We start from the raw sequence: 14,353 nt of genomic DNA on the forward strand, positions 1-14,353 counted from the left end.
GGAGTCGCCCGTGAGCGCAGTCATCGATCGGCAAGCCGTATGCGGACCGGTTCCGCAATTTCCCATCGCCCAGGCCTACGAGGCCGGCGTGGTACCGATCCGCTTCAGTGGCTGGCCGGCGGCGCAACCGGCGCCGGTCTATGCGGCGCTGGAAGGCGAGCTGGAAGCCGACGTGGTGGTGGTCGGCGCGGGCCTGGCGGGGACCTCCCTCACCCTGCACCTGGCCGAGCGCGGCGTACGCACCGTGCTGCTGGAGGCCGATCAGCCGGCCAGCGGCGCCTCCGGACGCAATGCCGGGCACGTGCAACCCTACCTGAGCTCCTTCGAGCCGCTGCGGGCCCACGGTGACAACGGGCAGCGCTTCCTCGACACCTTCATCGAACAACGCAATATCGTCTTCGAACTCAGCCGCAGGCTTGGCCTTGCGGCGGACGCGGAACCCTGCGGCCTGCTCGAAGTGGCGCGCCGGCCCCATGCCGCGCTGGAGCGCCAGGCCAAGCAATGGAAGGAGTTGGGCTACGACGTTGAACTGGTCGGCGGAGCGCACGTGCGGGAAATGCTCGGCACCAGCCTCTACGCCCAGGGCCTGCACTGGCGCGAAGGCGGGCGGGTCAATCCCTACCTTTTCACCCAGGGCATGGCGGCGGCCGCCGTGCGCGCCGGCGCCTCGGTCTATGGCAACTCCTGCGTGCTGGCCTGCGAGCGTGACGGTGGCGGCTGGCGAGTGCGCACCGCCACCGGTAGCGTGCGGGCGGCGCGCGTGGTGCTGTGTACCAGCGGTCATGCCGGCAATGCGTTCTTCCCGGAGCTGGCGCGGACGCAGTTCCCCCTGGTCGCCTGCGGCATGGCCACGCGGCCGCTGCCGACGGCGGTGCTCGATGCCATCAACCCGGCCCGGGTCACGCTCATGCAGTACCCCGCCGGCCTCTATCCGCTGGTCATCGACGGCCGCGGCCGGCTGATCACCGCGACCATCCCGCGGCACCGCCAGGCGCAATGCGCCGAGGTGCATTTCGCCGATTTCCTGCGTTACCTGCGGCGTACCTATCCGGGCTTGGGCGATTCGCCCATCGAGCTTGAGTCCTACTGGACCGGGATGACCGCCAACTCCTCGTCCACCTACGACGCCGCCTACCCGAAGCTCTACCAGGTGGAGCAGGGCGTGCTGGCGCTGATGAACCTGGGCTCCTGGGGGAACCTCATGGGGCCGCTGCTGGGCATGGACCTGGCTCGTGCACTGGCGGCCGACCGTCCGGACGATGCCCTGTTACCCCTGGAACAGCCCCGGGCGGTGCGCCTGCCGGGGCGCTTCGAAAGCAAGATCCGCCGCGTGCTGATCCCCGCGGCCAGGCTGGCCGACCGCCTGGACCTGGTCTGAGCGGTGCGGTCCGCGAGGGTCGCTTCCGGGGTGATTACCGCTTTACACAAAAACAAGAAGCACAATGAGAGGTAAGCATGAAGATCCTGCTGTTGGGATGTGGGAATGTCGGAGCCAACGTCGCGCGCCAGCTGGTGCCGCGCCACCCTTCGGTGGACTACCTGGTGGCCGACCTGAACCTTGAAGTCGCCCGGAAACTCGCCGCCGACCTGGGGCCGAACGTCAATGCCGCCCGCGCCGACGTGCTCGATCCGGCGTGCCTGGATGCGTTGCTCGATGGCGTCGACCTGGTATTCAACGCGGTCGGCCCGTTCTACCGCAGCGCCGTGCCGGTGATCGAGGCAGCCCTGCGGGCCCGCGTCGATTACATCGACATCAACGACGACCACGATGTCGCCGAAGCACTCTACCTCGACCCGACCTACCACCAGCGTGCGCTGGAAGCGGGGATACGCCTGGTGCTCGGCTGCGGCTCGACGCCCGGCCTGAGCAACGTGATCGCGCGGATGCTGGTCGACCGCCTGGACAGCGCCCAGGAGATCCACCTGGCCACCGCCGTGCCCTTCGTGCCCGACCTGCTGTCGCCGGCGGTGATCGACCACATGATGCACATCACCTGTGGAGAGGTGTTGCAGTTCGTCGACGGTGACTACCGCAAGATGCCCGGGTGGGGCGGCCGCCTGGAGGTGCCTTACGCGGCGCCGTTCAAGCACTACCCGGCGTACTTCATCGGCCATGGCGAAACCGTCACCCTGCCGCACTGCATCCCTGGGCTGCAGCAGGTCACCAACCGCATCGGCTTCTTCCCCGAGGCCGGCTCGAAGATCTGGCAATCGATGATCGATCTCGGCCTGGGCAGCCCGGACAAGATCGAGGCGCTGGGCATCTCGCCGCTCAAGTTCCTCACCCAGCATCTGTCCAGCGAAGCGGCGCGCCAGAAACTCTGCGTCGACCTGTCCGGCGAGCCCTGGGCGGTGGCCATGCGCGTGGAGGTCCGCGGCCTGCGCGATGGCGCCGAGGTCTGCTGCGTCGTGGAGCAGCACCTGGAACTACCGGTGGAGGAGACCGACGACACCACGGCCGACCCGACCCCGACCTGCGCGCGCTTGTTCATCGAGGCGTACCTGGACGGCCTGATCGTCGGTAAGGGCCTGCTGGCGCCGGAAAGCTGCGTGGACGCCGAAGCCTACGTGCGCGCCTTCGCAGACGAGACCGGCGCGACCTTCATCTCCAGCGAAACCCGGGTACGGCGCGATCTCCACGCCTGATCGCCACCCGAGGATGACGACAAGGCCGAGCGCCCAGCGCAGTCGGGCCTTTGCAGAGGACAGAAGCATGAAACACCGAATTCTTGGCGCGCTGCCCCTGGCGGCAGCGCTGATGCTGGGCAGTGAAATCGCCTTTGCCGCGGTCAGCCCCGCCGAAGTGGAAAGGCTCGGCAACGACCTGACTTGTATTGGCGCAGAGAAGGCCGGCAACGCCGACGGCAGCATCCCGCCGTTCGCCGGCAAGTGGCTGGGCACCCCGCCGGGCGTGAAGTTCGAGGGCCTGGGCAGCCGCCACCCCGACCCCTACGCCGGCGAAAAGCCGCTGTACACCATCACCGCGCAGAACATGGCGCAGTACGAGGCGCGGCTGTCCGACGGGCAGAAGGCCCTGCTGCGCAAGTACCCGCAGACCTTCGCCATCCCGGTCTACCCCAGCCACCGCGACTTCCGCTACGACGACCAGCGCTGCGAGATGACCCGCAAGAACGCCGCCACGGCGGAACTGGAAGACGGCAACATGGGCGAGCGCGCGGTGCGCAACGGCACGCCGTTCCCGATCCCGAAGAGTGGCGACGAGCTGATGCGCAACATCCTGCTGCCGGCCTATCCGAGCCAGGAGGACGGGATATACGACCAGGCCGTGGTCTACCCCGATGGCAAGGTCGCCTGGGGCCGCCTGCACTTCGAGATCCTCGACCAGACCAGTGGACCGGAATTCGCCGGCCAGCCCACCGAGGGCATCTTCGCCTACTCGCGGGTGACCACCCTCAAGCCTGACCGGCAGAAGGGCGAGGTGTCGCTGACCTACACCTACTTCAACGAAGCGCGTAATGCCCAGACCAGCTGGCAGTACAACCCCGGCACGCGGCGCGTGCGCCAGGCGCCGGGTTACGGTTTCGACATCCCGCTGGGTGTCGGCGGCTTCCGCACCATCGACGACGACCGCCTCTTCAACGGTTCGCCCGAGCGCTACAACTGGAAGCTGGTCGGCAAGCGCGAGCTGTATGTCCCCTACAACGGCTACCGCCTTGAGCAGGCGGACATCAAGTACGCCGATCTGCTCAAGAACGGCAGCATCGATCCGACGTACATGCGCTACGAACTGCACCGGGTCTGGGTGCTGGAGGCCACGCTCAAGGAAGGCTATCGCCACCAGTACGCCAAGCGCGTGCTGTACATCGACGAGGACACCTGGAACGCCATCATGGCCGACAACTACGACGCCCATGGCGAGCTGTGGCGGACCAACTTCATGAACACCTTCTACGCCTATGGCGCGCGGGTGTTCCACGCGGGCGTCACGGTCTACCACGACCTGGTTTCCGGCGCCTACCTGGCCGACCGCCTGACCAACGAGGGCAACCCCGCGCAGATCGGCGGTGACCGCCTGAAACCCTTCATGTTCACCACCGACATGTTGCGCCAGGCCGGTCACTGAGCCCCCGCGGCTGCGCCGCGCCGACGCGTCCGCCTTCAACTCAACTTCATCGCTGCTGCTCGCGCCCCGGCCCTGGCCGTGCGCGCGGGTCGCCGCTGCGCGCCCGACAGACAGTGGCGCGCCGACGAACAGGAGATTCCCCATGCCGTATCTCGCGAACAGGGCGCCGCGTGGCGCCGTCGTCCACCCGTGGCTGCTCGGCCTGTGCCTGCTGCCGCCGATGCTCCCGGCCCAGGCCGGCAGCTTTGACCTGGGTTCGGAAGTGGCCGTCGATTACACCCTGACCCTCAACTACGGTCTGGCCTACCGGCTGCGCGATCCCTCCCAGGCCCTGGTCAACGGCCCGGTCGATCCGCAGAGCGGTCTGTCGAGCACGGTCAACTCCGATGACGGCGATCGCAACTTCAAGAAGGGCAGCCTGATCAACAACCGCTTCTCGATGCTCGGTGAGATGGACATCAGATACCGCAACTACGGTGCCTTCGTCCGCGCCAGCAGTTTCTACGACGATGTCTACAACCGCTCCAACGACAACGACTCGCCGGACACGGTAAACAAGAGCGGCGCCTACGATCACTTCACCTCCCAGGCGCGCAACCTGTCCGGCAGCCGCAGTCGTTTCCTCGATTCCTACGTCTACGGCAGCTTCCAGACCAGCGACGAGTCGATGCTCAACCTGCGCCTCGGGCGTCAGGTCGTGCAGTGGGGCGAGAGCCTGTTCTTCCCCAACATCGCCGCGGCGCAGTCTCCGGTGGACGCGACCAAGGCCAACGTGCCCGGTGTTGAGGTCAAGGACATTCTCCTACCGGTCGGCCAGGCCTCGGCGCAGTGGCAACTGACGCCCAGCTTCGGCGTGGCGGCCTACTACCAGTACGAGTACAAGGCCAACGAACTCGACCCGGTCGGCACCTACTTCTCCTACACCGACGTGGTCGGCCCCGGCGCCCAGTTCATTCGTGCTGCGCCCGGCTTCGACATCCACCGCGGGCCCGACCACAAGCCGCGCGACAGCGGCCAGTGGGGCCTGAGCACGCGCTTCGGCCTGGGCGGCGAGAGCGAGCTGAGCCTGTATTACCTGCGCTACCACGACAAGAACCCCAACGTGGCGGTGAACTACGCCGATGGTTTCCCGCTCGACTACAACATCATCTACTTCGACGACATCAACCTCTACGGGGCGAGCTTCTCCACGCGCCTGGGTGACCTGAACCTGGCCGGCGAGGTCAGCTACAAGGACGGCGTGCCGGTGCTGGTGGACTCCGACCTGGGCCAGGTCGCCACCCGTGCCGATGCCACCCAGGCGCAGTTGTCCGGAATCTACCTGCTCGGCCCGCGCTGGTTCTCCGACCAGACCACCTTCATCGCCGAGGTGGGCTACCTGTACGTGAACGACGTCGATTCCTATCTCTCCAACGGCCAGAGCTTCGACCAACTGAGCCTGGACCGCAGCGCCTGGGCCTACCAGCTCTCGGTGACGCCGTCCTGGAACAACGTGATCGACGGCTGGGACATGACCCTGCCGCTGACCTTCGCCCAGCAGGTGCAGGGCACCGCCGCCGTGGGCGGCGCCTTCGGCAGCCTGGTGGGCGAGGGCGACAAGCGCATGAGCGTCGGCGTCACCGGCAAGTACCTGAACAACCTGGAACTCGGCCTGACCTACAACGGCTTCCTCGGCTCGGCGGACCTCGAGAAGCGTCCGCTAGCGGACCGCGACTACCTGGCGATCAGCGCCAAGTACAGCTTCTGAGTGGGGTCTGCCATGAGGATGATTCTCGGACTGGCGGCCTGCGTGGTTTTGGCGTTGGCCGGTGCGCTGGCCTTCTCCCCGCGCAGCGCGCCTTCGCTGCGGCCAACGGACGTGCCGGTGGAGCGCATGCGGATCGACGGCATCAAGTCCACGGCCGCCGGGCTGGTACTGGCCGGCGAGCTCGGCCTGATACGTTTCTCCACCGACCAGGGTGTCAGTTGGCACGCCGCCAGCGTGACGCCACAACGTCAGGCGCTGATCACACGCCTGGTGTTCGCCGACGCCCGCCAGGGTCTGGCCCTCGGCCACGAGGGCTGGATCCTGCGCAGCACGGACGGCGGGCGCAACTGGCGCGAGGCGGCCTTCACCGACAGCGATGGGCAACCGCTGATGGACGCCGCGCGGCTCCCCTCGGGCGACTGGCTCGCGATCGGCGCCTTTGGTCGCGTACTGCGCTCGGGTGACGGCGGCAAGACCTGGGCGAGCCAATCCATCGGCGCGCCCGGCGACTGGCACCTCAACGCCATCGCCGCGTCGCCCGACCGGCTCCAGTGGCTGATCGTCGGCGAGGCTGGCAGCCTGCTGCGCTCCACGGACGGCGGTGGCCACTGGCAGCTCATCGAGCCGTTCTACAGCGGCTCGCTGTACGGCGCGGTGGGCCTGGGCGGCGATATCTGGGTGGCCTATGGAATGCGTGGCCAGGTATTCCGCAGCAGCGATGGTGGCGAGCACTGGAGCCCGGTGCGGCTGCCGCTTTCCGAATCCCTCTATGCCGGCGCGCTCGCCCCAGACGGCACCTTGCTGCTCGCAGGGCAGGGCGGCGTGGTGCTGGGCAGCCGCGACGGGGGGCTGTCGTTCCAGGTGTTGCGCGACGGCGGCCAGGAAAACCTGACCGACCTGCTGGTGGATTCCGCTGGTGCGTTGCTGCTGGCCAGCGACGCCGGCCTGCGTCGCCTGCCACTGCCGTCGCGTACCCAAGCCGCCAGCGGCACGACCGCGTCCACCTCGTCACAGGAGATTCGCTGATGTCCGCTGCTCCCACCCGTACCGAACGCCTGGTCGCCGCCCTGGCCCGTGGCCTGATCGCCCGGCGCAAAGTCCTGGGCCTGCTGTTCGTGCTGGTCACCCTGGGCCTGGGCGCCTCGGCGCTGCACACCCGCCTGGACCCCGGCTTCAACAAGCTGATCCCCCTCAGCCATTCGTTCATGGCGGCCTTCCGCGAGCACGGTACGACCTTCTCCGGCGCCAACCGCGTCCTCGTCGACGTGCACTGGAAGGGGGCGGGCGACATCTATAACCGGGAGTTCCTGGAGGTGCTGCGCAAGGTCACCGACGAGGTGTTCTTCACCCCAGGCGTGAACCGCAGCCGGGTGCGCTCGCTGTTCACCCCCAACGTGCGCTACATCGAGGTCACCGAGGCCGGCTTCACCGGCGACGTGGTCGTGCCGTCGCGCTTCATCGCCGATGCGGCCGGGCTCGCGCAGATCCGCACCAACGTCGCCAAGTCCGGCGAGATCGGCCAGCTGGTGGCCAACGACCTGCGTTCGGCGATGGTCCAGGCCGACCTGCTGGAAGTCGACCCGCAGACCGGGCGGAAGCTCGACTACGCGGCGGTCGCCAAGCGCCTGGAAAGCATCCGCGCGCGCTACGCCGGCGAGCAGGTCGATATCCGCATCGTCGGCTTCGCCAAGATCATGGGTGAGGTGATGGATGGCCTGAACGGCGTGCTGGCGTTCTTCGCCATCGCCTTCATCATCACCACGCTGCTGCTGTGGCTTTACTGCCGTTCGCTGAAGCTGACCCTGCTGGCGATCTGCGTAGCACTGCTGCCGGTGATCTGGCTGCTCGGGCTGCTGCCGCTGCTGGGCTACGGCATCGACCCGATGTCGGTGCTGGTGCCGTTCCTGATCTTCTCCATCGGTGTGTCCCATGCGGTACAGATGACCAACGCCTGGAAGCAGGACGTACTGGCCGGCGCCGCGCCGCGCGAGGCCGCCGAGGCGGCCTTCCGCAAGCTGGCGATTCCGGGGACGGTAGCGCTGCTGGCCAACGCCCTGGGCTTCATGGTGATCATGCTCATCGACATTCCCATCGTCCGCGAGCTGGGCCTTACCGCATGCCTGGGCGTGGGCCTGATGGTGGTGACCAACAAGATGTTCCTGCCCATCATCCTCTCCCACCTGCAACTGGAGCGCGCCGCGCGCAGGGCGCCGGCAGGACAGCGGCAGCGCGTCTGGTGGGCATTGTCGGCCCTGGCCGAACCCAAGCCGGCGCTGCTGTGCCTGGCCGGAATGCTCGTGCTGCTCGTCGCCGGCACCTATGAGTCGCGTCTTCTGCGCATCGGCGACATCGGCGCCGGTGCCCCGGAGCTGCGCGCCGAGTCTCGCTACAACCAGGACAACGCAGCCATCGTCGGCAGCTACTCGATCAGCATGGACGTGCTGTCCATCTACGCCGAGACCTCAGGCCTGGAGGAAGCCTGCCTGAACTGGGAGGTGATGAACGCGGTCGAGCGTCTGGACCTCTTCCTGCGCGGTGTCGCCGGCGTGCAGTCGGTGCGCAGTGTGGCCGGCGGCGTGAAGCTGTACGTCGCCGGCAACAACGAGGCCAACCCGCGCTGGGCGGCGCTGCAGCGCTCGGAGGCGGCCCTGCGGATCGGCGGTGGCGCGGCCAACCCGGAGCTGGGGATGAACAGCGAGGGTTGCCACACCATCAATGTGCAGGTCTACCTCGACGACCACCAGGGCTCGACGCTCAAGCACGTCACCGAGGAGGTGCAGCGCTTCATCGCCGCCGAGCACAGCCCGCTGATCCGCTTCCGCCTGGCCGGGGGCAATGCGGGGGTGGCGGCGGCCACCAACGAGGCGGTTGAGCAGGCCGAGGTACAGATGCTGGCGTCGATCTTCGTCGCCATCACGCTGCTCTGCTGGGTGACCTTCCGCTCCTGGCGCGGCGTGCTCTGCGTGACCGTGCCGCTGATGCTGGTGACGATCCTCTGCAATGCGCTCATGGCCCTGCTCGGCATCGGCCTGAAGGTCGCCACGCTGCCGGTGATCGCCCTGGGCGTCGGGGTCGGCGTGGATTACGGCGTGTACCTGTTCGAACGGGTGCAGCACGAGCTGCATGACGGCCGGAGCCTGCGCGAAGCCTTCTACGAGGCGCTGCGCCAGCGGGGCACCGCCGCTGCGTTCACCGCCGTGACCATGTCCATCGGCGTCGGCACCTGGGCCTTCTCCGCGCTCAAGTTCCAGGCCGACATGGGCGTGCTGCTGGCCTTCATGTTCCTGGTCAATGTACTGGGGGCGATCTTCCTTCTGCCGGCTCTGGCGGTGTGGCTCGACGTGGGCCAGCGCGAGGCGCCGGTGTTGCCGGTCGAGGGCGAGCTGCTCGACGGCTGACGGGTTTCCCGGGATGCGCGCAACGAGGACCGCAGGATGTCGGGCTTGGGAGTGTGGCAGCCGGCAGCACGCGTCCTGCGGGGGGGCGCCTCCCGGGGTTTTATTCGGGATCGGGCAGTGCGAGCCGGTCCTCTGTTCATGCAGGCGATACACCTGGGCCCGGCATCGCTCGCCGGGCCCAGATCGTTCTGCGGCCTCGAAAGGAAAGAGGTCGCAGCTACGCCTTGGGCTGCGTGGCTGGGGTGGGTCTCAACCGGCCGACGGATTGCCGCAGAGAAAGGCAACGCTGCCGTGCAGCGTGCAGGCCAGTTCGCTCTGCCGGTTGACCCCGGCCTTGCCGAAGATCGCCCTCAGGTGCGACTTGGCGGTGTTGCGGCTGATGCTCATGCGCATGCAGGCATCCTCCAGCGACAGCCCGTTGGCCAGTTGCGCCGCCAGCTCCGCCTCTGTGGGGGTGAAGCCGAACAGCTGGCGCAACGGCTGCTGCGGCACGCTGGCGGTCTGTTCCGGATCGCGCAGGAACACCGCCACTCGGGCTTCTCCACCCTCCGCCGGCTCGCGGCCTGGCAGGCACTGTACGACCACGCCCAGCGCCGGGCGGCCGGAAGGGCGCGTCAGCATGATCGCTTCCGCCACCTGCGGGCCGTGGGTTTGGCGTTGCCGCTGGGCCTGGCTGATCAGCCGCTGCAGGGCCTGATTGTCGCGGCCGACGCTGGCTTGCAGGCAGCCTTCGAGCACCTGCAGGCCGTCGCCGGCCGCGAGCAGCTCCTGGGCGGCCTGATTGCTTTCGAGCACCTGCTTGTGGCCGTCGAGGATCAGGGTGCCGATGCGCATCCGCTCCACGGCCGAGGCATACAGGCGCCGCTCCACCTCGCTGCGTTCCAGCCGTCCATAGAACCTCAGGGCGCGTTGCAGGTGGGAAAGCAGGCGCGCGCAGAACGCCTTGTCGGCGGCATCGAAGGCCGGGGCCCCGTGCGAGCGGCTGATGCGCAGGCGGCATTGGCCTCCGTCGGGGCCGGGGATGTCTGCGCCGAGGATGTGAAAGATGTCCAGCGGGGCGTTGAACTGCTGGTAGAAGGCCGATTCGCGCCAACCGTCCTCACCGAGGATTTCCGTCACCGTATGGACCTCGCCCGAGGGTAGGTCGATGAAGGGATCGAGGGCGTAGAAGGTGCCTTCGTAAGCGTCCACGGCCCAGGTCGAGACCGCGCCGGCATTCACCATGAAACCCGGCGCGCCGGGTTTCGCCGGGCGCAGGATCAGGGTCGCGTAGCTGGCGCCCAGGGCTTCGCGCAGGCGTTCCAGGCTCTGTTGCCAGGGCAGGGCTTCGGTGGCGCCTTCGTAGATCAGGTCGATCAGGGCGCTCAGACTGTCCAGCGAAATATCGGTGCCGTGCATGTTCTTCCCTCAACTGGGTGAGCCTTCTGATGGGCTCCCCAAGGCTGGTGCGGTCGGGCACCGCGGGCATCGTCCGTATGGAGGATGTGCGGTGGCGTGCGGGCCATCTCACCCGTGTGGGCTAGTCCTCGGCGGGGATGTTGCCAGATGGGCGCTGTTCGATAGTTCGGCCCAACATCCATCAGCCTGGAGAACAGCATGGAATCGCCGACCAACGCGCCCGCACTCTACCCGCAACGCTTCGCCCGTGGCTGGCACTGCCTGGGTCTGGCCGCTGACTATGCCGACGGCAAACCGCATCGCCTGGACATCTTCGGCACCCGTCTGGTCGCCTATCGCGGCGAGGACGGCACCATTCGCATCCTCGACGGCTACTGCCCGCACATGGGCGCCGATCTCAGCGGTGGCGAGGTGCGCGGCAACGACGTGGTGTGCCCGTTCCACCATTGGCAGTGGGGCGCCGACGGCAAGTGCACTGCCATCCCTTACTGCCAGCGCATTCCGCCACGCGCACGGATCAAGGCGTGGCCGACCCTGGAGGAAAACCGCCTGCTGTTCGTCTGGCACGACGCCGAGGGCGGCGCGCCCGATCCGGCGGTGCGCATCCCGCGCATCGAGGCCTGCTTCTCGCGGGAGTGGACCGACTGGCGCATGCGCAAGATGGTGATCCAGACCAACTGCCGCGAGCTGGTGGACAACCTCGCCGACTTCGCACACTTCGGCCCGGTGCACGGTTCGCCGGCCAGCTACTTCTGCAACACCTTCGATGGCCACGTCGGCTACCAGATGTTCCAGGGCGAGGAGAGCGAGCTGCTCGGCAGCGGCCTGCGCGCCGACAGCGCCTACTTCGGTCCGGCCTACCACGTCACCCGGATGAGCGCGCAAACCGGCGGGCAGACCATCGACACGCTGCTGCTCAACTGCCACGTGCCGATAGACCAGAACAGCTTCGAGCTGCGTTACGCAGTCAAGGTGCGCAAGCAGCCGGGGCTCTCCGAGGAGCAGAACCTGGCCATTGCCGAGGCCTACGCCGAGCAGGCGCACAAGTCGTTCTTCCAGGACGTGGAGATCTGGCATGGCAAGCGCCGGATCGACAAGCCGCTGCTGTGCGATGGCGACGGCCCGGTGTACCAGCTGCGCGAGTGGTACGAGCAGTTCTATACCGACGTCGCCGCACTGCCGGCGCCAACCCTCAAGGTCTTCGAGCGTCACGCCAGCGGCTGGCGCCAGCTCGACGAAGTGCCCGAGCAGGCGCGCAGCCAGCTGCACCTGATCTGAGCGGAGGGCAGCCGATGAAACTCAAGGACAAAGTCGCGCTGGTGACCGGCGCGGGCTCGGGCATGGGGCGCGCCACCGCCGCCCTGTTCGCCGAGCAGGGCGCCAGCGTGGTGCTGGCGGATATCGATGGCGCGGCGGCGGAAAACGCCCGACAGGCGTTGACGGGCGGCGAGCGCTGCATGGCGGCGGCCTGCGACATCGCCGACGGCGCGGCCGTGGAACGACTGTTCGCGGCGGTGCGCGAGCGCTACGGCCGGCTCGACGTGCTGGTCAACAACGCCGGTCTCGGCCAGGTGCCGGGCGATGGCTTCGAGCACTACCAGCGACGCCTGGGCGAGCGCACTGCGCAACTCGCCGCGGGGCAGGAGCCGGATGTGTTCACCGACATGATCGTCGACCTCACCGATGAGGGCTGGCAGCGCATCCACAAGATCAACCTCGACGGCGCCTTCCACTGCAGCCGCGCGGCGGTGCGCCTGATGATCGCCTGCAGCAGCCGCGGCTCGATCGTCAACATCGCCAGCCTGTCGGCGCTGACCGGCGAGGGGCCGCTGGCGTACTGCGCGTCCAAGGCGGCGCTGCTCGGCTTCTCCAAGTGCCTGGCGCGGGACCTCGGGCCGCGCGGCATCCGCGTCAACACGGTGTGTCCGGGGCCGACCCGCACACCGATGATGCAATCGATCTCCCGCGAATGGGCGCAGGCCCTGGAGCGCGCGATACCGCTGGGACGGATGCTGGAGCCGGAGGAGATCGCGCAGACCTGCCTGTTCCTCGCCAGCGACGACTCCAGCGCTTTCACCGGACAAACCCTCGCCGCCAGCGGCGGCATGTTGATGCTTTGAAGAGGCCTGAACAGATGACTGGACGACTGCAAGACAAAGTGGCGCTGATCAGCGGCGCCGGTACCGGCATTGGCGCGGCGGCGGCGCAGCTGTTCGCCGCCCAGGGCGCACGGGTGATGGTCTGTGGCCGTCGCCGCGAGCCGCTGGAACTTGTGGTGGCGCAGATTCGCGCGCAGGGCGGCGAGGCCGACTGGGTGCAGGCCGACGTCACCGACGAGGCCTCGGTGGACAACGCCGTGGCGGCGACCGTGGAGCGCTTCGGACGGCTCGACGTGATGGTCAACAACGCCGTGAACTACACCTGGGGCACGCTCTCGGGGCTGGAAACCTCCGAGTGGCACAAGTGCCTGCGCGGCAGCCTCGACGTGGCCTTCTTCGGCACCCGCGCGGCGTTTCGCGCCATGCAGGGGCGCGGCGGCTCCATCGTCAACCTCGGTTCGGTGGCCGGGTTGCTCGGTAGCCCCGGACTGAGCGCGTACGGCGCGGCCAAGGCCGGCGTACTGAATTTCAGCCGTGCGGTGGCCCTTGAAGGGGCGATGCAGAGGATCCGCGTCAACGTGGTGATCCCCGGCATCGTCTGGAGCGAAGGCACCCGCGAGGCGATGCGCAATCCGCAGATGGCCGAGGGCACCGCCCGCGCCGTGCCGCTGGGGCGCATCGGCGAGCCGGAGGAGGTGGCCAACGCGATCCTCTTCCTGGCTTCCGACGAGGCCTCCTACATCACCGGCCAGAGCCTGGTGGTGGACGGCGGCAAGACCTGTGAACTGAACGTGGGCGCCACCGACTACACCTCGGCGACTTCGACTGAAATCCGCGCGGCCGCCCAGGAGGCATGATCCGATGAATATCCAGCTCAATTCCCCCGCCAGCCCGGTCGTGGTGACCGGCGGTGCTTCCGGCATCGGCCTGGCCTGCGCCGAGGCGCTCGCCGCCGTCGGCCGCCCCGTGGCCATCTGGGACCTGCAGGCCGAGAAGGCCTCCGAAGTCGCCACGCGCCTGGGCGAGACCTCTGGCGTGGCCTGCGTGGGGGTGGGCATCGACCTGTGCGACGCCACGGCCATCGCGCCGGCCATGCTGGCGACCCGTACGGCACTGGGCGCGCCGGGCGGCCTGGTGCATGCCGCCGGCATGGTCGACCAGAGCGGTATCGAGCAGCTCACCGTGGAGCGCTGGAACCGTGTGCTCGACGTGAACCTGCGGGCCATGGCGCTGCTGGTCCAGGAAATGCTGCCGGACCTGCGCGCCAACCCTGGCTCCTCGGTAGTCGGCATCGCCTCGATCAACGCCACCCTGGGCAACGGCCTGATCCCGTCCTACAGCGCCTCCAAGGGCGGCCTGCTGTCGCTGCTGCGCTCCCTGGCCGACGCCCTTGGCGCCGACGGCATCCGCGTCAACTCGGTGTCGCCGGGGCAGATCCTCACGCCCATGGTCGCGCCCATCGTGGCGGCCAATCCCGGAGCGTTCGAACGTCGAATCCTGCTCGGCCGCCTTGGCCGCCCGGATGAAGTCGCGCGCGTGGTGCGCTTCCTGCTGTCCGACGAGGCCAGCTACATCAATGCCGCGGAAATCGTCGTCGACGGCGGCAACATTTCCTCGCAGCGCTGAG

11 protein-coding genes are annotated in these 14,353 nt (G+C 68.1%); 10 read left to right on the plus strand and 1 reads right to left on the minus strand.

Translation table 11 applies throughout. The features are described 5' to 3' along the window. The first annotated feature begins 10 nt into the window (after positions 1–10). From ACAW63_RS18610 to ACAW63_RS18635, 6 genes are all read left to right on the plus strand, one after another. Positions 11–1,378: an NAD(P)/FAD-dependent oxidoreductase gene (locus tag ACAW63_RS18610; RefSeq protein ID WP_371227578.1), complete on the plus strand. Its 1,368-nt coding sequence runs from the start codon at positions 11–13 to the stop codon at positions 1,376–1,378. Positions 1,379–1,455: 77 nt separating this feature from the next. Further along, the gene (locus tag ACAW63_RS18615) at positions 1,456–2,646 is read left to right on the plus strand and encodes a saccharopine dehydrogenase family protein (RefSeq protein WP_371227580.1); all 1,191 of its coding nucleotides are present in this window, start codon (positions 1,456–1,458) and stop codon (positions 2,644–2,646) included. Between the two features lie 67 nt (positions 2,647–2,713). Beyond that, a complete protein-coding gene (locus tag ACAW63_RS18620) occupies positions 2,714–4,084 on the plus strand; it encodes a DUF1329 domain-containing protein (protein ID WP_371227582.1) in 1,371 nt (456 codons plus the stop codon). A gap of 142 nt (positions 4,085–4,226) precedes the next feature. Further along, on the plus strand, positions 4,227–5,831 hold the full coding sequence (locus ACAW63_RS18625; RefSeq protein WP_371227584.1) for a DUF1302 domain-containing protein: 1,605 nt from the start codon (positions 4,227–4,229) through the stop codon (positions 5,829–5,831). A 12-nt stretch (positions 5,832–5,843) separates the two neighbouring features. Then, the gene (locus tag ACAW63_RS18630) at positions 5,844–6,857 is read left to right on the plus strand and encodes a WD40/YVTN/BNR-like repeat-containing protein (protein WP_371227586.1); all 1,014 of its coding nucleotides are present in this window, start codon (positions 5,844–5,846) and stop codon (positions 6,855–6,857) included. Then, positions 6,857–9,229 (plus strand): RND family transporter, encoded by a 2,373-nt coding sequence (locus tag ACAW63_RS18635; RefSeq protein ID WP_371227588.1) that lies wholly within the window; start codon positions 6,857–6,859, stop codon positions 9,227–9,229. Before ACAW63_RS18630 ends, ACAW63_RS18635 begins: the two co-directional genes overlap by 1 nt. Before the next feature lie 249 nt (positions 9,230–9,478). Here ACAW63_RS18635 and ACAW63_RS18640 read toward each other — a convergent pair whose 3' ends face one another. After that, positions 9,479–10,627 (minus strand): helix-turn-helix transcriptional regulator, encoded by a 1,149-nt coding sequence (locus ACAW63_RS18640; protein WP_371227590.1) that lies wholly within the window; start codon positions 10,625–10,627, stop codon positions 9,479–9,481. Between the two features lie 198 nt (positions 10,628–10,825). Between ACAW63_RS18640 and ACAW63_RS18645 the strand changes: the two genes are divergently transcribed. From ACAW63_RS18645 to ACAW63_RS18660, 4 genes are read left to right on the plus strand one after another with little or no spacing between them, the layout of a single operon-like run. Beyond that, positions 10,826–11,905, plus strand: coding sequence for a Rieske 2Fe-2S domain-containing protein (locus ACAW63_RS18645; RefSeq protein WP_371227592.1), 1,080 nt, complete (start codon positions 10,826–10,828; stop codon positions 11,903–11,905). A gap of 14 nt (positions 11,906–11,919) precedes the next feature. Further along, positions 11,920–12,747, plus strand: a complete 828-nt coding sequence (locus ACAW63_RS18650) for an SDR family NAD(P)-dependent oxidoreductase (protein WP_371227594.1) — start codon at positions 11,920–11,922, stop codon at positions 12,745–12,747. Between the two features lie 14 nt (positions 12,748–12,761). After that, positions 12,762–13,583 (plus strand): SDR family NAD(P)-dependent oxidoreductase, encoded by an 822-nt coding sequence (locus tag ACAW63_RS18655; RefSeq protein WP_371227596.1) that lies wholly within the window; start codon positions 12,762–12,764, stop codon positions 13,581–13,583. A 4-nt stretch (positions 13,584–13,587) separates the two neighbouring features. After that, complete coding sequence (locus ACAW63_RS18660; protein ID WP_371227598.1) at positions 13,588–14,352, plus strand: SDR family NAD(P)-dependent oxidoreductase; 765 nt, start codon at positions 13,588–13,590, stop codon at positions 14,350–14,352. Position 14,353 lies beyond the last annotated feature (1 nt).

Source organism: Pseudomonas sp. QE6, from assembly GCF_041379005.1.
In the GTDB taxonomy this organism is placed as follows: domain Bacteria; phylum Pseudomonadota; class Gammaproteobacteria; order Pseudomonadales; family Pseudomonadaceae; genus Pseudomonas.